Annotated in this window: 17 protein-coding genes and 1 pseudogene; 8 read left to right on the top strand and 10 right to left on the bottom strand. The window is 71.1% G+C overall.

Annotation, left to right across the window (positions count from 1 at the left end; genetic code table 11):
• The first annotated feature begins 6 nt into the window (after nucleotides 1-6).
• Nucleotides 7-600, top strand: a complete 594-nt coding sequence (locus Q1K33_RS10085; protein WP_300403466.1) for a TetR/AcrR family transcriptional regulator — start codon at nucleotides 7-9, stop codon at nucleotides 598-600.
• A gap of 4 nt (nucleotides 601-604) precedes the next feature.
• On the opposite strand, the gene Q1K33_RS10080 is transcribed toward Q1K33_RS10085, so the two are convergent.
• From Q1K33_RS10080 to Q1K33_RS10065, 4 genes are read right to left on the bottom strand one after another with little or no spacing between them, the layout of a single operon-like run.
• Nucleotides 605-2083 (bottom strand): ABC transporter substrate-binding protein, encoded by a 1479-nt coding sequence (locus Q1K33_RS10080; RefSeq protein ID WP_300403464.1) that lies wholly within the window; start codon nucleotides 2081-2083, stop codon nucleotides 605-607.
• 22 nt (nucleotides 2084-2105) lie between these two features.
• On the bottom strand, nucleotides 2106-2945 hold the full coding sequence (locus Q1K33_RS10075; RefSeq protein ID WP_300403462.1) for an oxidoreductase: 840 nt from the start codon (nucleotides 2943-2945) through the stop codon (nucleotides 2106-2108).
• The gene (locus tag Q1K33_RS10070; RefSeq protein ID WP_300403460.1) at nucleotides 2942-4240 is read right to left on the bottom strand and encodes a hypothetical protein; all 1299 of its coding nucleotides are present in this window, start codon (nucleotides 4238-4240) and stop codon (nucleotides 2942-2944) included. The genes Q1K33_RS10075 and Q1K33_RS10070 overlap by 4 nt, the downstream gene beginning before the upstream one ends.
• Nucleotides 4241-4265: 25 nt before the next feature.
• Nucleotides 4266-5492, bottom strand: a complete 1227-nt coding sequence (locus Q1K33_RS10065) for a sulfotransferase (protein WP_300403458.1) — start codon at nucleotides 5490-5492, stop codon at nucleotides 4266-4268.
• 23 nt (nucleotides 5493-5515) lie between these two features.
• Here Q1K33_RS10065 and Q1K33_RS10060 point away from each other — a divergent pair, with 23 nt between their 5' ends.
• Entirely contained in the window at nucleotides 5516-5977 is a 462-nt protein-coding gene (locus Q1K33_RS10060; protein WP_300403456.1) for a nuclear transport factor 2 family protein, read from the top strand.
• Nucleotides 5978-5989: 12 nt separating this feature from the next.
• Here Q1K33_RS10060 and Q1K33_RS10055 read toward each other — a convergent pair whose 3' ends face one another.
• From Q1K33_RS10055 to Q1K33_RS10045, 3 genes are all read right to left on the bottom strand, one after another.
• The gene (locus Q1K33_RS10055) at nucleotides 5990-6979 is read right to left on the bottom strand and encodes an oxidoreductase (RefSeq protein ID WP_300403454.1); all 990 of its coding nucleotides are present in this window, start codon (nucleotides 6977-6979) and stop codon (nucleotides 5990-5992) included.
• 30 nt (nucleotides 6980-7009) lie between these two features.
• Complete coding sequence (locus Q1K33_RS10050) at nucleotides 7010-7618, bottom strand: sigma-70 family RNA polymerase sigma factor (protein ID WP_300403452.1); 609 nt, start codon at nucleotides 7616-7618, stop codon at nucleotides 7010-7012.
• Nucleotides 7619-7770: 152 nt separating this feature from the next.
• On the bottom strand, nucleotides 7771-9972 hold the full coding sequence (locus Q1K33_RS10045) for an MMPL family transporter (RefSeq protein WP_300403450.1): 2202 nt from the start codon (nucleotides 9970-9972) through the stop codon (nucleotides 7771-7773).
• 101 nt (nucleotides 9973-10073) lie between these two features.
• Here Q1K33_RS10045 and Q1K33_RS10040 point away from each other — a divergent pair, with 101 nt between their 5' ends.
• The 3 genes from Q1K33_RS10040 to Q1K33_RS10030 all read left to right on the top strand — a co-directional run bounded on the left by Q1K33_RS10040 (nucleotide 10074) and on the right by Q1K33_RS10030 (nucleotide 11627).
• On the top strand, nucleotides 10074-10499 hold the full coding sequence (locus Q1K33_RS10040; RefSeq protein WP_300403448.1) for a DUF302 domain-containing protein: 426 nt from the start codon (nucleotides 10074-10076) through the stop codon (nucleotides 10497-10499).
• Entirely contained in the window at nucleotides 10499-10762 is a 264-nt protein-coding gene (locus tag Q1K33_RS10035; protein ID WP_300403446.1) for a metal-sensitive transcriptional regulator, read from the top strand. The genes Q1K33_RS10040 and Q1K33_RS10035 overlap by 1 nt, the downstream gene beginning before the upstream one ends.
• A gap of 73 nt (nucleotides 10763-10835) precedes the next feature.
• Nucleotides 10836-11627, top strand: a complete 792-nt coding sequence (locus Q1K33_RS10030; RefSeq protein ID WP_300403444.1) for a formate/nitrite transporter family protein — start codon at nucleotides 10836-10838, stop codon at nucleotides 11625-11627.
• 6 nt (nucleotides 11628-11633) lie between these two features.
• On the opposite strand, the gene Q1K33_RS10025 is transcribed toward Q1K33_RS10030, so the two are convergent.
• Complete coding sequence (locus tag Q1K33_RS10025; protein ID WP_300403442.1) at nucleotides 11634-13301, bottom strand: peptide chain release factor 3; 1668 nt, start codon at nucleotides 13299-13301, stop codon at nucleotides 11634-11636.
• A 51-nt stretch (nucleotides 13302-13352) separates the two neighbouring features.
• Here Q1K33_RS10025 and Q1K33_RS10020 point away from each other — a divergent pair, with 51 nt between their 5' ends.
• Nucleotides 13353-13808: a PaaI family thioesterase gene (locus Q1K33_RS10020; protein WP_300403440.1), complete on the top strand. Its 456-nt coding sequence runs from the start codon at nucleotides 13353-13355 to the stop codon at nucleotides 13806-13808.
• On the opposite strand, the gene Q1K33_RS20745 is transcribed toward Q1K33_RS10020, so the two are convergent.
• Both Q1K33_RS20745 and Q1K33_RS10015 read right to left on the bottom strand, forming a co-directional pair.
• Nucleotides 13801-14106 carry a TrkA C-terminal domain-containing protein gene (locus tag Q1K33_RS20745; protein WP_363319681.1) on the bottom strand — a complete coding sequence of 102 codons (306 nt, stop codon included), beginning with the start codon at nucleotides 14104-14106 and terminating at the stop codon, nucleotides 13801-13803. The two genes, Q1K33_RS10020 and Q1K33_RS20745, sit on opposite strands and share 8 nt — an antisense overlap.
• Nucleotides 14107-14181: 75 nt before the next feature.
• Nucleotides 14182-15039, bottom strand: a pseudogene (locus tag Q1K33_RS10015) (RimK family alpha-L-glutamate ligase); the annotation flags it as partial.
• A gap of 39 nt (nucleotides 15040-15078) precedes the next feature.
• Here Q1K33_RS10015 and Q1K33_RS10010 point away from each other — a divergent pair.
• Both Q1K33_RS10010 and Q1K33_RS10005 read left to right on the top strand, forming a co-directional pair.
• Entirely contained in the window at nucleotides 15079-15591 is a 513-nt protein-coding gene (locus Q1K33_RS10010) for a RimK/LysX family protein (RefSeq protein ID WP_363319678.1), read from the top strand.
• Nucleotide 15592: 1 nt separating this feature from the next.
• Nucleotides 15593-16552: a succinylglutamate desuccinylase/aspartoacylase family protein gene (locus Q1K33_RS10005; protein WP_300403434.1), complete on the top strand. Its 960-nt coding sequence runs from the start codon at nucleotides 15593-15595 to the stop codon at nucleotides 16550-16552.
• Nucleotides 16553-16645 lie beyond the last annotated feature (93 nt).

The raw sequence follows: 16645 nt of genomic DNA, 5'->3' as shown, positions 1-16645 counted from the left end.
GGCCTGGTGGCAACCGATACTTCCCTCGCGCCTCCGGGCGTCACCAAGTCCGAGCGCACGCGTGAAGCGTTGCGACAGGCAGCGATCCGGCACTTCGTCGAGCACGGCTTCGAGGGCGCCAACGTCCCGAGCATCGCGGCCGAGGTGGGCGTCACGGAGCGGACCTTCTACCGCCACTTCGCGACGAAGGACGAGGTGCTCTTCGCCGACGTCACCACCAGCCTCGCGTGGTTCCGCCGCTCGGTCCGCGACCGGTTGGGCGCCGGCGACGACCTGATCGCCGCCGTGCTGTTCTCGATCACCGCCCCGCCCGTGGACCCCCGGCTGATGGTGGAGATCGCCCGGCTGCGCGCCGAGCTGCTCAGCCCGACCCGCATCGAGCAGTCCTTCCGACAGGCCCAGGGCGCGATGGCGCGCGACCTGCGGGTGCTCCTCGCCGAGCGCGGCGAGGACGCCCTGCCCGGCGCCGTCAAGGCCGAGGCCGTCGCCGGAGCCGTCTTTGCTGCCCTGGCCGTGTGGACCGAGGGGCCCGACGTACGTCTGGGCGCGCTGGTCGCGGCAACCGAGCAGGCCCTCGAGGAGATCCGCCCGATCCTGTGACGCATCAGGACGTCGTCCCGTTGCACTGGTACTTCGTGCCCTCCTGAGCCTTCCAGGCGCTGCCGTTCCACTCGATGAAGCGCCAGCAGTCGGTGATCTTCTTGCTCCCGACCGGCATGGGTGCGTGCATCCCTTCGGCCGTCCAGTCGCTCACCTTCCTCATCGCCGCGATCAGCGAGGCCCGGTCGAGGTCGCCTCCCAGCTGGGTCGCCTGCTCGACGAAGAGCTTGGCCGACGACCACGCGAAGAGGCCGAAGAAGCCCGGCGCCGCACCCGGGCTGCTCTGCTCGAGGTAGCTCAGGTAGAGGCTGAGCTCGCGGTTGGTGCTCGCCTCCTCGAACGGGACGAAGTTGGTGAAGACAGTCGTCCCCACCGCGGCAGACCCCGTCGGGTCGGTGTACTGCTTGCTGTACGCCGTGGGGTCGAGCAGCAGGAGCTCGGGCTTGAAGCCCTGCTGCTGCATCGTCTGGGCGAGTCGTGCGAACTGCGGCTCGGCGGCGATGAACTGCACCGACTCCACGCCCTTGTCCTTCATCGCCTGCACGAACGGTGCGTAGTTGAACTCCGCCACGTCGACGGCGCTGACGTAGACGAACTTCACGCCACGCTTCGTCATCAGCCGCACCTGACTCTTGCCGCTCTCCGCGGCGGCACCGGCGTTGATGTAGAGCATCGCGGCCCGCTGCCCGCCGCTGCTGGTGTTGCGCTTGACGTAGTCGGGTACGGCGTTCTCGAACTCGTCCGGCCCCGCGGGCTGGGCGGCGTAGCAGGTCGAGCACGCCGAGCGCTGGCTCGTCGTCGCGATCGCCCGGATGTCGGGCAGCCCGCACTTCTCCGCGGTCGAGGCGCCGCCGGAGTCGAAGGCCGACATGGCGCCGACCATGGCGAACGTGTCGGAGCAGGCCTTGGAGTAGGCCTGCTGGTCGGCCCCGGCATCCGTGCGGCTGTCGTAGCGGTCGAGCGCGAGCGAGCGACCGCAGATCGTCTGCTCGGTGTCGTTGAAGTACTTCACGTACGCGACCACGGCCTGCTGGGCCTGGGTGAACAGTCCCGGCACCGGTCCGCTGATGTCAGCGGTGTTGCCGATCGTGATGGTGCTGTCGGTGATCCCGGTGCCGTTCTTCAGGCCGTCGCAGGACACCTCGGCGCTCTTCGGCGGCGACTCGTCGCCCCCGCCGGGCTCGTCGGTGTCCGTGGCACCGCCGTCGCCGCCTCCGGTGGGCGGGGCCGCGGGGTCGGACCCACCCGGGTCGCCGCCCGAGTCAGTGTCGGGGACGGACGGAGCGCCGCCGCCGGGATCGCCGACGCCGGGGTCGGGAGCCCCGGGGTCGCTCGCCGCGCCGGGATCGACGAGCGGGTCGTCACCGCCCGCGACGGACGTCCCACTGCCGGAGCGCACCAGTCCCGCCTGCTCCGGGTCGATGTTGCTGCCGCACGCTGCCAGCGTCAGGCTCAGCACGAGCACCACGGTCGCGCCGCGCACGGCGGACCCTGGCCTCACGTCCTCAACCCCGCTCGAAGCCGACGTCGAGGGTCACGGCTTCCCACTCGTCGATCGAGGCGCTCAGGTCCCGGATCTTGTCGCGGGTAGCGGCCAGGACGTCGGCCCCGAGCAGCAACCGCAGGGGCGGCTCCTCCAGGCCGGTCACCATCAGCACCGCCTCGCCGACCTTGCGCGGGTCCCCGGGCAGGTGCTCGGCGAACTCCTTGATGAGGTCCTTGCGCACGCCCACGTCGCCGGCGTACGCCTCGATCGGGGCGGAGGCCTCCTTCATCGACCGCGTGGCCCAGTCGGTGCGGAAGCCGCCGGGCTCGATCGCGGTCACCTTGATGCCGAGCGGGCCGACCTCCTTGGCCAGCGCCTCGGTCAGCGCCTCCAGGGCGAACTTCGTCGAGGAGTAGTAGGCGTTGGGCGGGTTGGCGACGAGTCCGGTCATCGACGAGATGTTGACGACGTGCCCGCTCCCCCGCGCACGCATGCCCGGCAGCACCGCCTTGAGGGTGTCGACGACGCCGAAGTAGTTGGTGTCGAAGAGCCGACGCACCTCGGCGTCGTCACCCTCCTCGACGGCCGAGAGATAGCCGTAGCCGGCGTTGTTGACCAGCACGTCGATGCCGCCGAAGGTCTCGTCGCAGGCGGCCACCGCCGCCGCGATCGCGTCGCGGTCGGTGACGTCGAGGGGCAGCGCGATCGCCCGAGGTCCGAACGTGTCGACGAAGTCCGCGACGTCCGAGACCCGGCGGGCCGTGACCGCCACCCGGTGCCCGGCCTCCAGGGCGCAGCGGGCGATCTCCCGTCCGATCCCGGTCGAGCAGCCGGTGATCAGCCACCGCAGGTCGCTCATCGGCTCACTCCCTCGGGCAGTCGGCGCAGGTAGCCCTCACGCCGTACGTCGATCTGGGCGGCGCGCTCCGTCGCCGTCACCCGGGGTACGTCGGTCAGCCCGGCGGCATCGGTGTCCAGGTCTGCCAGGTCGACGACCCGGCCGCGAGCGGCGAGGTCCTGGGCCGGCCCGCCCGCCCCGAACTCAGCCATCCGCAGCGTCAGGATCCCCTCGCGCAGGCCGTCGGAGTCGATCCAGTTGGCGACGCCCGGGTCGTCGGGCCCGATGACGTAGGTGAACGTGCCGTCGGCGTTGGGGGTGGACTGCGCCTTGTTGAGGCTGCCGGTGCGGTCGTAGATGTCCAGGGTGGTGCCCCAGACGTTGGACAACGGCACCGTGAAGTACTCCGCCCCGCCGTCGCTGACGTCGACGACGAACGCCTGCCCGGGCTCGAGGAGGAAGCGCCCGGCGACGTAGACCTGGTTGCGCATCGCGCCGGTGTGGTCGGCCTGCCACGCGAGTGCGAAGCGGTTGGGCTCGGTCTTGTACATCCCGTGGCTGAGCTTGCCGGTGAAGTCAGCGAAGTGCGCCATCATCGCGGCGGCCGCCTCGGCCTGCTCGTCGAGGGTGCGTTCCGGCCCGGTCGTCGGACCGCCGAGCCGCTCGACCTCGATGTGGTTGGGGTCGTCACAGGCCCAGTCGAGGAGCACGTCACGGATGTAGAGCTCGTGCGCCGTAGGGCCCGAGCGCACGTGGTTGGGGCGTCCGCCCGCGGGGTCGGCGTCGACGGTGATCACGTAGGAGCCGTCGTCCTCGACGTGCATCCGCCGACCGTCGAGCACGTCGACGGTGCCCATCTGGGCGTCCCAGAGCGTGAAGTAGTTCTCGGTCATCCGGCCGGGCCCGACCCGCCCACGGATCTCGTAGCGCTCGTCGCCCGAGATCGGGATCGTGCGGTAGACCGTGTCCGGGTTGTCGATGCCCCAGCGGGTGCCCGGCACCCGGAGGCCGTCGACCTCGTGGGCCAGGCGGGTGATGCAGGTGACCTTCGGTCGCAGCGGGTCGGCGTTGGACGACCAGATCGCCGCGGAGAACATCACCTCCTCGAAGGCTGCCTCGAAGCGCTCCAGCATCGCGGAGGAGGCCTTCGCCCGGCCGAGCCACGTCGCGGCGACCGCGGCGTAGGCCGCCTTGACCGTCGGGTGCGCGACCAGCTCGAGCGCGGCGAGCTCGTGCTCGTGCTGCTCGGCGGTGGCGACCGGGTGGTCGGTGAGCACGGGGCGCTCGGGGGTCACGGTCACGGGGAGGGACGGCACGCGCTGACCGTAGCAGTGATCCGGGTCACATGTCAGTACTGACGAAATGCTGCCCGTGGGTGTCGCGGTACCCCGCGAAGCGCTCGTCGATCGCCGCGTCGGACAACCCGTAGGTGACCGCGCTGTAGTCGGGCCGGCCGGTCTCCCTCGGGCGCCGCTCGAGCCATGCCCGCATGGCCGCCTCCGCGGCAGCGTCGAGGTCGAGCCCGACCGCGGCGTGCACCCGGCCGACGGTCGCGATCGGATCGGCGACCAGCTCGGAGAATCCCACGTCGGTGACCAGGTCGGAATCCCCGGACGCCGCCCAGGACCGTCGCACGCCGAGTGCCCGGTCGTTGGTCCAGCCCATCCGCTCGAGCCACTGCCTGCCGATCCGGCGCGGGTCGACCTCGTCGGCGTGCATCCGGTGCAGGGTCGTGTTGAGGCTCGCTCCGGACGGGATCGTCGCGCGGGGGTCGCGGTGCAGGTGCACCAGGTGCAGGCCGGGGAACCGCCGACGCAGGTCCTCCAGGTAGCCCAGATGCGCGGGCGTCTTGAGCACGAAGCGACGCCGGTTCGCAGCACCCCCCGCAGCCGCCTCGCGACGTCGCTGCTGCCACTGGAGGAGCTGGAGCATCCGGTGCAGGTGGTCGTAGGCCGGGGTGAAGTCCTGGGTGTCGATCCAGGCGCTGTACCCCGGCACGTGAGCCCCGGACTCCGGGACGTGCGAGAGGAAGGCGTCGGCGAGGAAGACGATCTCCTCCTCGGCCTCCAGGGCGTACATCGGGTGGATCGCGAAGAGGTCGGGCGCGAACTGCTGGGTCAGCTCCTGGCGCTCGAGGCCGGCCGCGATCCGTGGGTCCGGCGCCGGGTCGTCGAGGTCGAGGTCGAGCGGCGGCGCCGCCTGCAGCACCTCCCACCCGCGCACGCTGCGCAGTCGGGAGTCGGCTGCGAGCAGGCGCTGGGCGAGCGTCGTACCCGATCGCATCATGCCGACGACCACGATCGGGTCGGACACGTCCTCCTCGAGGATCTCGGGGTGCCGCTTGATCCAGGCCTGGGCGCGCAGCCGCATCCGCAGCGAGTGCACGACCCCGCCACCGAGGATCTTGACGCCCACGTCGTGCAGCCCGGCCCCCTGGTAGGCGTCGAGCAGCACGCCCATGGGCTCGACGAACGGCTCGAAGTCCTCGGCACCGAAGTCGTCGAGGAGCTCCTTCTGGATGGAGGCCTCGAGGATGGACGCCTTCTTCAAGCCGTAGGGGAACGTCACAGCCGAGACCCTATGCTCCCCGCATGGTCGACAGCGCTCGTCAGATCGAGAACCTGCTCTACACCTACGCCCTGCGCATCGATGCCGGCGACCTCGACGGGGTCGCCGACCTCTTCGCCCACGGGCGGATCCACGGCCAGGAGGACGGCCCGCCCGAGACTGTCTTCGAGGGCCGCGACGGGGTGCGGGCGATGTACGAGATGGCCACGCGGCTCTACCCCGACGACGGCACACCGAAGACCAAGCACGTGACCACGAACGCGATCATCGAGGTCGACGAGGCGGCCGGCACCGGCAGCGCGCACTCGAGCTACCTGGTCACGCAGGCGACGCCCGACCTGCCGCTGCAGGTGATCATCACCGGGCACTACCGCGACACCTTCCACCGGCTCGAGGCCTCCGCGGGAGGAGCGGCCTGGTGGTTCGAGAGCCGCACGATGTACGTCGACCAGGTCGGTGACCTGAGCCACCACCTCAAGTGGTGACGCCGTCCTCGCTCAACCGAACGCGTCGACCCCGGTGAGCCCCGCCGACCACGCCCACAGCCGCTCTGCGTCGACCGGGTCCAGGGCGTAGCGCTTGACCCCACCGGAGTCGTTGCCGCCGGCCTCGTCGTCGTCGGCCCACGGCGCGACCTCGCAGTCGACGAGGTAACAGCCGCCGCGGTCCTCGAGCAGGGGACTGGTGGCCGCCCAGGCCGCTGTCGCGGCGCCCTGCTCCGGCGTCTTGAACTCGGGGATCGCCACGTGCCCGGCGGCGTCGGGCTCCATCAGCGCGGACACGTCGTCGGCCGTCAGGTGCTTGCCGAGGTTGGTCAGGATCGCGCCCGGGTGCAGCGAGTAGGCGCGGATGCCGCGGTCGCGTCCGCGGGCGTCGAGCGCCAGCGCGAACAGGACGTTGGCGGTCTTCGACTGCCCGTAGGCCAGCCACTTCTCGTAGCCGCTCTCGAACCACGGGTCGTCCCAGCGCATCGGCGAGTAGTAGTGACCCGAGGACGACACGCTGACCACGCGTGCCCCGTCCACGAGCGAGGGCCACACCCGGTTGACCAGCGCGAAGTGGCCGAGGTGGTTGGTCGCCAGCTGCAGCTCCCACCCCCGGCCGGTGCGGGTCTCCGGCGTCCCCATGATGCCGGCGTTGTCGATGACCAGGTCGAGCGTGCGCCCCGACGCGCGGACGCTGGCGGCGTACGACGCCACCTCGTCGGGGTCGGCCAGGTCCATGGCTCCGACCTCGACTGCCCCACGACCAGCCGGGCCGGTCACGTCGGCGAGTGCTGCCGCGGCGTCCGCCGGGCGCCTGGCGGGGGCGAGCACGCTCGCCCCGGCGCCGACGAGGGCCCGCACGATCTCCAGCCCGATGCCGGCGTAGCCACCGGTGACCAGGGCGGTCCGACCTCGAAGGTCGACGCCCGCGAGGACCTCGGCGGCGGTGCTGCTCGCCCCGAAGCCGGAGCCGAGCGGGGACTGGTCGGGGATCTCGGTCATGGCCGGGACCCTAGGGCATGCTCGTGGACCTCACCCTGCGTTCATCAGGTCGCGCAGCCGCAGCAGCCCGTCGCGGATCCGGGTCTTCGCGGTGCCCAGCGGGATCCCGATCAGGCCGGCGACCTCGGTGTGGGTGCGGCCCTCGAAGTAGGCCAGCTCGATGGCGTCGCGCTGCAGCGTGGTGAGCTGTCCCATCGCCTCGCGGACCCTGGCCGCGTCGAGGGAGGCGTCCACGGCTGCACCGGTCGGGTCGTCCCGGCTCACGCGGAGCGGGTCGACCTGGCGCTCGTAGACCTCCTCGCGGTTGGTCCGAGCCTGCGAGGAGCGGACCTGGCTGACCGCCGTGCCGTGCACGATCATCAGGATCCACGAGATCGCGCTCCCCCGGTCGGGGTCGAAGCGCGCAGACTGCCGCCACACCTGGAGGAACGCCTCCTGCACGGCCTCCTCGGCCTGCGCATGGTCGCGCAGCACCCGCAGGGCCAGACCGAAGGCCCGGTGCGAGGTCGCGTCGTACACCTCGGCGAAGGCCGCCTGGTCGCCTGCCGAGCAACGCCGCAGCGACGCCGCCAGCAGCGCGGCTGCGCTGGCGGGGCGCGGCTCGGACGAGCCGTGGGCTTCCTCGGAAGCGTGCGTCATGACGCGGGGGTGAGGGTCAAGGGGTGTCCGCTGGCGATCCTGTCAGTGCGCCGGGGGGCGCAGGGGGTGACGTACGAGCACACCGTAGCCGCACCAACGGGGTGAGGGCGCCCACCACCCCCCGCCTCACAGATCCTTCATGGTCGCTGCGCTCAGCCGTGGGAGAACCGGACCGTCGGCAGCACCCGTCGCAGCCACGCCGGGCTCCACCAGGCGGCCGCACCGGTGAGCCGCAGCAGCACCGGCAGCAGCACCAGCCGGACCAGGAAGGCGTCCAGCAGCACCGCGACGCCCAGCACGATGCCCATCTCCTTGGGTGGCAGCGGTCCGGAGAGCGCGAAGGTGAAGAACACCGCCACCATCACCGCACCGGCCGCGAAGATGACCCGGCCCGAGGAGGCGAGCGCGCCGATCATGGCCTCGCGTGCGTCGCCGGTCAGCTCCCAGTGCTCCTTGGCCGAGGCGAGCAGGAAGACCGTGTAGTCCATCGCGATCGCGAAGATCATCGCGAAGAAGAAGACCGGGGCCCACGCGTCGAGGAAGCCCTGGCTCTCGAAGCCGAGGAGGCCCGCCCCGATGCCGTCCTGGAACACGAGCCGCGCCACGCCGAAGGCGGCCGCGGTGGACAGCAGGCTGGCCAGGGTCCCGAGCAGCGCGATCAGCGGCGCCTGCAGCGCCACGAGCAGCAGCACGAACCCGAGGGCGAGGATGACGCCGATGACCAGCGGGGCGGACTCGTCGAGCTGGGTCTTGAGGTCGAGGTTCTCCACGGCGGCCCCGCCCACCAGGGCCGACTCCGGCAGGTCGGCCCGCAGGCGGTCGACCGTCGCGGACAGCTCCGGGTCGGACGGGTCGACGGTCGGTACGGCCTGGATCAGGGACAGCCCGCTGCCGTCCTCGGCCGCGACGGCGGGCAAGACCCCTGCGACACCGGCGTCCTGGGTCAGCACGGCGTTGCTGGTCGCGACCTGGTCGTCGTCCGCGACGATGGTGAGCGTGCCTGGCGCGCCGGGCCCGAAGGCGTCCTGCACCTGGTCGTAGCCGACCCGGGCGCTGGCGTCATCGGGCAGGACCTTGATCGACGGCATCGCGGTGTGCAGACCGAGGACGGGGACCGCGAGGGCCGCGAGCACGATCAGGGCCGCTCCTCCCCAGGCGACGGGTCGACGCCACAGGCGCCGTCCCCAGGCCTCGAAGTGGACCGAGCGGTGCTCGCCCGGTCGACCCGACCCGGTCCACGGCAGCGCCAGCTTGTCGATCCGGTGGTCGAGCCTCGCCAGGACGAGCGGGAGCAGGGTGAGCGTGGCGGCGAGCACGAAGACCACCGAGAGCATGATGCCGCCGGCCATCGACCGGAACGCCGGCGACGGCACCAGCATCACGGCAGAGAGCGAGACCAGCACCGTGATGCCCGACAGGAGGACCGCCTTGCCCGCGGTGTCCATGGTCTCGACAACGGCCTCACGCGCGGATCGGCCGACCGCCGCGCGGGCCGCCCGGAAGCGCACGACCAGGAAGAGCGCGTAGTCGATCCCCAGCGCCAGGGCGAACATCATCGCGAAGTTCATCGCCCAGATGGAGACCGGGACGACCTGGTTGATCAGCACCAGCGAGCCGGCCGACGCCACCAGGCCAGCCAGGGTCAGCAGGAGCGGCAGGCCGGCCGCGACGAGGGCTCCGAAGGCCAGGACCAGGATCGCCAGGGTGACCGGCCACGAGATCATCTCGGAGGTCAGCATCGCCTCCAGGTTGGCCTCGTTGAAGTCCGACCACAGCAGGGAGGCTCCTGTCGGGTTGACCTCGACACCGTCCCCCGACAGCTCCGCGAGGCGCTCCTTGAGGTCCGTGGCGGCCCGCACCATGTCGTTGGGGTCCGCGGCAGCTCCCGCGAGCAGCACCGCCGTACGACCGTCCTCGCTCAGCGTCGCTCCCGGCTCGGGCTGCACGATGGCAGCGATGCGCGGGTCCTCGGCAAGGATCGCGGTGGCCTCGGACAGCGCCTGGGCTCCGGCACCCTCGGTGACCGGGGTGTCGGTCGAGCGGACGACGACCTGGATCGCCGTGCTGGCACTGCCACCGAAGTGCTCGACGGCCAGGTCTCGCGCCTGGACCGACTCCGAACCGTTGGCCTGCCAACCGGCACCGGACAGCTCGGCCTCGACACGGGGTGCGAAGACACCGAGGCCGACGACCACCAGGAGCCAGACGGCGGTGGTGATCCGGCCGTGGTCGACGACCCAGCCGCCCAGTCGGCCCAGGGGGCCGGAGCTCGGATCGGACGCGGACTGGGTGGTGCTGTCGATGGGTTCGACGACCTGGTTCACGTGGTGCTCCTTCACGAGCTCTGCGGACATCCATAACCCCCCTGGGGGTTCTTCGACGCACGTTAACACAACCCCCCAGGGGGTTGCTATCGTGGAGGTGAGCACCCCCGACGACCTACTGAGGAGCACCCATGACCGACTTCACCCTGCGGGCCACCACCAGCCTCGAGTACGACGACACCGTCGCCCTCGTGCGTTCGCTGCTGGCCGACGTCGGCTTCGGCGTCCTCACCGAGATCGACATCAAGGCGACCCTGAAGACCAAGCTCGACGTCGACGTCGCACCCCAGGTCATCCTGGGTGCGTGCCGTCCCCAGCTCGCGCACGTGGCGCTCGAGGCCGAGCCCTCGATAGCGGCACTCCTGCCCTGCAACGTCGTCGTCCGCGGACTCGCCGAGGGCGGCAGCGTCGTCGAGGCCGTCGACCCCGACGTGATGATGTCCGTCGCCGGCGACGGCCCTGCCGCAGACGCGCTGCGTACGGTTGCCACCGACGCTCGTCAGCGGCTCACCCAAGCGCTGGGTGCGCTGCCCGGGCAGACGGTGGAGGCGCACTGATGGACCTGCAGCCCGACGAGATGAAGGCGATCATCACCCGCATGAAGCGGGCCAACGGTCACCTGGCCAGCGTGATCCGGATGATGGAGGAGGGCTCGGACTGCGAGGCCGTCCTCACGCAGCTGGCCGCGGTCAACAAGGCGATCCACCGCGGCGGCTACGCCATCGTCGCCACGGGCCTGCAGAACTGCCTCGAGGCCGGGGACGGCATCGACAGCGTCGACGTGAAGAAGATGGAGAAGCTCTTCCTCGCCCTGGCCTGACCTGCTGACCTCCGCGTGGCGACTGACCCGTCCGGGTGGCTACACCGGGCCCGCCTCCACCTATCCTCCGATCGTGAACACGACTCCCGGCCGCCCGGAGCCCGAGATCGAGCAGGCCTTCGATCGCCTCGTCGACGAGGGTCAGGAACGACTCGAGCGTCCCCTGCTCGCGCTGGTCTCGACGGGCCTGCTCGGCGGCATCGACGTCGGCTTCGGCGTCCTGGCCTACCTGATCGTCAAGGAGCACACCGGCGACACGATCCTGGCCGGGATCGCCTTCTCCGTCGGCTTCGTGGCGCTGCTGCTGGCGCGCAGCGAGCTGTTCACCGAGAACTTCCTGGTCCCGGTGAGCGCGGTCGTGGCTCGCAGTGGCACGCTCCGTGGGTTGGCCCGGCTGTGGGGGATCACGTTGGCGGCCAACCTGGTGGGCGGCCTGCTGATCATGTGGATCCTGATCACGGCTCGTCCCGACCTCGAGGAGACGGCCATCGAGGTCGGCACCCACTACGCCGAGTTGGGGGCCAGCCTCGAGAGCTTCGCGCTGGCGGTCCTGGCCGGAGCCGTGATCACCCTGATGACCCGGATGCAGCACGCCACCGAGAACCTGGGCGTCCAGCTGGTGCCGGCGGTCCTGTTCGGGGCGCTGCTGGCCAGCGCCGAGCTCTTCCACTGCGTGCTCGACTCGCTGTTCATGATGGGCGCGCTGTTCGCCGGCGCGGACTTCGGGCTCGGTGCCTTCGCGGGCGCCCTGGGCTGGTCGCTGCTGGGCAACCTCGTGGGCGGGGTCGGTCTCGTCACCGGTCTGCGGCTGCTCCGGGTCCCGCAGCGCGTCGAGGAGGAGCGTGAGCACCCCGACGCGAGCTGACGGCACTTACCGGTCTCCGGCGACCAGGGTCTCCATCGTGAGCTCCGGGTGGTCGCGCTCGACCACGCTGATCCGCCACTTGTCGGGTGCGAGCACGAGCAACGTGCCGTCACCGCGCTCGAGGACCTCGAGCCCGCGCACGGCGCTGAGGCCGGCGACCGACGCGGCATCCGTGCGGCGGGCCTGGGTGTAGCCGAGCCGCTCCAGGCGGATGGGGGCCCCGAACTCGGCCTCCATCCGGGCCTGGGCGACCTCGAACTGCATCGGACCGACGGCTGCGAGCACCGGCGCCTGGTTGCCGCGCAGGTCGGAGCGCAGCACCTGGACGGTGCCCTCGTGGTCGAGCTGGTCCATCCCCTTGCGGAACTGCTTGAAGCGGCCCGCGTCCGCGGAGGTCGCCACGGCGAAGTGCTCCGGGGCGAACGACGGGATCGGCGGGAAGTCGACGGCCTCGTCGAGGTAGATCGTGTCGCCGACGCGCAGGGCGTTGGCGTTGACCAGGCCGATGATGTCGCCGGGATAGGCGGTGTCCAGCACGGAGCGCTCCTGCCCGAAGAGCGCCTGTGCGTACTTCGTCGCGAAGGGTCGGCCGGACTGGGCGTGGGTGGCGACCATGCCGCGCTCGAAGACGCCCGAGCAGACGCGCGCGAACGCGACGGTGTCGCGGTGCGCGGAGTTCATCCCGGCCTGCACCTTGAAGACGAAGGCGCTGAACGGTGCAGCCACCTCGCGCACCTCGGCGGGACGCCCCTCGGCGTCCTCCTTGCCGTGGCGGAAGGGCGGCGGGGACGGTGCCAGCTCGACGAGCGTCTCCAGGATCGCCGCGACCCCGAAGTTGGAGATGGCCGAGGCGAAGAGCACCGGCGTGGTGAAGCCGGACAGGAAGAGCTCCTGGTCGTGGTCGGAGCCGTCGGATGACAGCAGCTCGGACTCCTCGACCGAGGCGGTCCAGGTCTCCCCCTCGCGCGCCGCGGCGGCGTCGGCGTCCATCCGCTCCTCCGGCGCGCGGGTCGCCCCGCCCGCGGTGCGGGTGTAGGCGACGTACGTGCCGGTCCGCCGCTCCAGCACGCCGCGGAAGTCGCCGGCGATCCCGACCGGCCACGTCAGTGGCGTCGGCTGGAGCTGGATGTCGTTCTCGATCTCCTCCATCAACGCGAGCGCGTCCAGGCCGGGCCGGTCCCACTTGTTGATGACCGTGATGACCGGGATGCCACGGGCCTTGCAGACCCGGAAGAGCTTGAGAGTCTGGGGCTCGAGGCCCTTGGCGGCGTCGATCAGCATCACCGCACAGTCGACTGCCGAGAGCACCCGGTAGGTGTCCTCGGAGAAGTCGGAGTGGCCGGGCGTGTCGACGAGGTTGATCACGTGGTCGCCGTAGGCGAACTGCAGGGCCGCAGAGGTGATCGAGATCCCGCGCGCCTTCTCCATCTCCATCCAGTCGGAGACCGTCGAGCGACGTCCGGCCTTGCCGTGCACCGCACCGGCCTGGTTGATCACCTGGGCGTGCAGGGCCAATGCTTCGGTCAGCGTCGACTTGCCGGCGTCGGGGTGGCTGATGACCGCGAAGGTACGCCGGCGCGCGGCCTCGTGAGTCACGTGGGCGGCGAGCTTGTCGTCGGCCAACTTGTCGGTGCTGGTCTCGGGGGTGCCGGTGGAGGTGTCGGAAGAAGTCACAGTGGCCCGAGTCTACGGCGGAGCGAGCCGGGGCCCCACTACGGTGATCCGATGACCAGCAACTGGGTCCGCGAGCTCTTCGAGGGCCGGGCCGCTCCCCCGCCGGCCGCCAGGATGCTGGGCTTCGAGCTCCGTGCCCACGACGCGGGGGCGATGACGATCGAGGTGGGCTTCACCGCGCGCGAGGAGTTCACCAACCTCGCCGGTCACGTGCAGGGCGGGATCCTGTGCGCGATGCTCGACTCGACCCTGGGCTCGGTGGTCGTCGCGACGCTCGGCGAGGACGAGTGGGCGCCGACGACCGACCTGCACACGCAGTTCCACGCGCCGGCGCTCGTGGGACAGGTCATCGGCCGAGGCCGGGTCACGCGGCGCGGGCGCGCGATCGCCTTCGCCGCCGGCGAGCTGGTCGACACTGACGAACGTGTCCTGGCAACCGCACTCGCCACGTCGGCGATCCGGTCCGGCGGACGTCCGGTCGCGGAGCCCGCGACCAGCGTCAGCTGATCGGACCGTCGCTGGTCGCGACCTCGGACACGCCCTCCGCCACCTGCTCGTGAATCGGCTCGTCGGGCAGCCGCTTGATCCTCTTGCTCCGCTTGCGGCGGCTCGGGATCATCGAGCGCATCTCCTCCAGCTTGCCGAAGCACAGCAACCGGTCGCCGGCCTCGAGCACGTGACTGCCGTTGGGGTTGGGGATCACGCTGGTGCCGCGCTGCAGGGTCAGCGCCGAGATGTCGCGCTCGCGCAGCCCGGACTCACCCAGGCTCTTGCCCACCAGGTCCGAGGCGCCCTGCACGCTGATCTCGGCGACGCCGTACCCGGTCGAGACCGTGAGCCGCTGCCGGACGTCGATCTCGGGGAAGGCGACCTGGTTGTCGATGAAGTCGATGATCGAGCCCGCGACGTCGAGCTGAGTGGCGCGCTCGATGCCTTCGAGTCCGGGTGAGGAGTTGACCTCCATCACCTGGGGTCCGTCGGCACCCTCGAGCATGTCGACGCCGGCGACGCGCAGGCCCATGATCTGAGCCGAGCGCACCGCGGCCTTCTCGAAGGCGGGGTCGAGGTCGACCTTCTCCACTGATCCGCCGCGGTGGACGTTGGAGCGGAACTCCTCGCCCTGCGCGACGCGGCGCATCGCGGCGACCACGCGGTCGCCGACGACGAGCGCTCGGATGTCGCGACCCTTGCTCTCCTTGACGAAGCGCTGGATCAGGACGTTCTGCTTGGTGCTCTGCAGCGTCTCGATGATGGCCTCGGCGACCTTGATGTCCGGCGCCAGGATCACCCCGATCCCCTGGGTGCCCTCGAGGAGCTTGATCACCACGGGCGCGCCCCCGACGCGCTCGATCGCGGGGATGACGTCGGCACGGTCGCGCACGAACGTCGTGGCCGGCATCCCGATCTCGTGGCGCGAGAGGATCTGCGTGGCGCGCAGCTTGTCGCGCGAGTTGCTGATCCCCCACGACGTCGCCGGCGTGTAGACGTCCATCTGCTCGAACTGCCGCACCACCGCGGTGCCGAAGTAGGTGATCGAGTTGCCGATGCGCGGCAGCACGGCGTCGTACGTCGAGAGCCGCTTGCCGCGGAACTGCAGCGCCGGCTCGTCGCCGGCGAGGTCGATCCCGAAGCGCAGCGTGTTGAGGACCTTCACGTCGTGCCCCCGGTCGAGGGCCGCAGTGCGCAGGCGCTGCGTACTGTACGACCGAGGAGCGCGGGAGAGGATCGCGAGCTTCACGTGGGATTCACCAACTGATGACGGAGGGACTGGGACAACGTGTCGAGTGACGTGGACGGGCCGCAGGGCCCAGGTGCTGACGCCACGGACCAGTCCTACACCCTCGCGGGTTGGCGCGAGTGGGTGAGCCTGCCCGACGCCGGGGTCAGCTGGATCAAGGCCAAGCTCGACACCGGCGCCCGCAGCTCCGCGATCCACGCCTTCGACCTCACCGAGCTCGACCGCGACGGCGCGCCCTGGGTGCGCTACTCGGTCCATCCGTGGCAGGGCAGCGACGAGGACCCGGTGCACGTGGAGAGCCCGGTCCTCGACGTCCGCGAGGTGCGCAGCTCCTCGGGCCACAGCGAGGAGCGTCTGGTCGTGCCGATGACGGTGCAGCTCGTCGGACTCACCATCACCGCCGAGATGACGCTCAGCCGCCGCGACGAGATGGGCTTCCGGATGCTCGTCGGTCGGGAGGCGCTGCGCCAGGGCATCGTGGTCGACCCGGGCCGCTCCTACCTCGGGCCTCGTCCGCCTGCCGCCGTACGACGGCACAACCGGGGGCGCTGAGATGCCACGCCCATCCTTCGAGATCGGTGGCGTCCGGGTGCGCCCCGGTCTGCGCCGAGCCCTCGCCCTGCCGATCACCCGGTTGGTCACCGGCGCCGACGTCGACCTGCCGATCCGCGTGGTGCACGGTCGCGAGGACGGCCCGACCATCTGGGTCAACGCCGCCATCCACGGCGACGAGGCCGTCGGCGTCGAGGTGGTCCGACAGGTGCTGGCCGAGCTCGACGCCAAGGCCCTGCGCGGCACCGTGATCGCGATCCCGATCGTCAACGTGCTCGGCTTCATGAACGCAAGCCGCTACCTGCCCGACCGCCGCGACCTCAACCGGTCGTTCCCCGGCTCGGCGCGTGGCTCGCTGGCGGGTCGCATCGCGCACCTGATGATGACCGAGGTCGTCGACAAGTGCACGGTCGGGATCGACCTGCACACCGGCTCCGACCGCCGCACCAACCTCCCCCAGATCCGCACCGACCTCGAGGACCCCGAGACCCGCGCCCTTGCTTCGGCCTTCGCGGCACCGGTCATGCTGCACGCCCGGCTGCGCGACGGGTCGTTGCGCTACGCCGCGCGCGAGCGCGGTGCGAAGGTGCTCCTCTACGAAGCCGGCGAGGCCTGGCGGATGGACGACTGGGCGATCGACGCAGGTGTCGCCGGCGTACGGCGGGTGCTGGCCGCGCTCGACATGACCGACCCGGTCCCCGACGACGATCCACCGGCCAGCGTCGAGAGCTGGCGCAGCGGCTGGGTCCGCGCGCGTGGCACCGGCATGGTCCACCTCGATGTCCGTCTCGGCCAGGAGGTCACCAAGGGCGAACGGATCGGCGGTCTCTTCGACTCGCTGGGTCGACGCGTGCGCCTGATCCACGCCGACCGCGACGGCATGGTCGTGGGCCGCACCGAGGCCCCCGTCGTGAACTCCGGCGACGCCGTCGTGCACCTCGCCGAGGTGGGCCCCGCGTAGGCCGTTCCTTCGGGGTGCCCCGTGTGGTCAGCGTGGGTGGGCCGCGCGCGTAGCCGACCTGCTCCCGCCGTCAAGGATCGCCTGCGGCGCCCG

The organism is Nocardioides sp., from assembly GCF_029937575.1.
Lineage (GTDB): Bacteria > Actinomycetota > Actinomycetes > Propionibacteriales > Nocardioidaceae > Nocardioides.
This window is presented reverse-complemented; position numbering and strand designations above follow the sequence as displayed.

Bases quoted from the DNA above. Each gene is read 5' to 3' on its own strand.
- Q1K33_RS10075 (WP_300403462.1), bottom strand. From the start codon at position 2,945: ATGAGCGACCTGCGGTGGCTGATCACCGGCTGCTCGACCGGGATCGGA.
- Q1K33_RS10060 (WP_300403456.1), top strand. From the start codon at position 5,516: ATGGTCGACAGCGCTCGTCAGATCGAGAACCTGCTCTACACCTACGCC.
- Q1K33_RS10055 (WP_300403454.1), bottom strand. From the start codon at position 6,979: ATGACCGAGATCCCCGACCAGTCCCCGCTCGGCTCCGGCTTCGGGGCG.
- Q1K33_RS10050 (WP_300403452.1), bottom strand. From the start codon at position 7,618: ATGACGCACGCTTCCGAGGAAGCCCACGGCTCGTCCGAGCCGCGCCCC.
- Q1K33_RS10045 (WP_300403450.1), bottom strand. From the start codon at position 9,972: ATGTCCGCAGAGCTCGTGAAGGAGCACCACGTGAACCAGGTCGTCGAA.
- Q1K33_RS10040 (WP_300403448.1), top strand. From the start codon at position 10,074: ATGACCGACTTCACCCTGCGGGCCACCACCAGCCTCGAGTACGACGAC.
- Q1K33_RS10035 (WP_300403446.1), top strand. From the start codon at position 10,499: ATGGACCTGCAGCCCGACGAGATGAAGGCGATCATCACCCGCATGAAG.
- Q1K33_RS10020 (WP_300403440.1), top strand. From the start codon at position 13,353: ATGACCAGCAACTGGGTCCGCGAGCTCTTCGAGGGCCGGGCCGCTCCC.
- Q1K33_RS10005 (WP_300403434.1), top strand. From the start codon at position 15,593: ATGCCACGCCCATCCTTCGAGATCGGTGGCGTCCGGGTGCGCCCCGGT.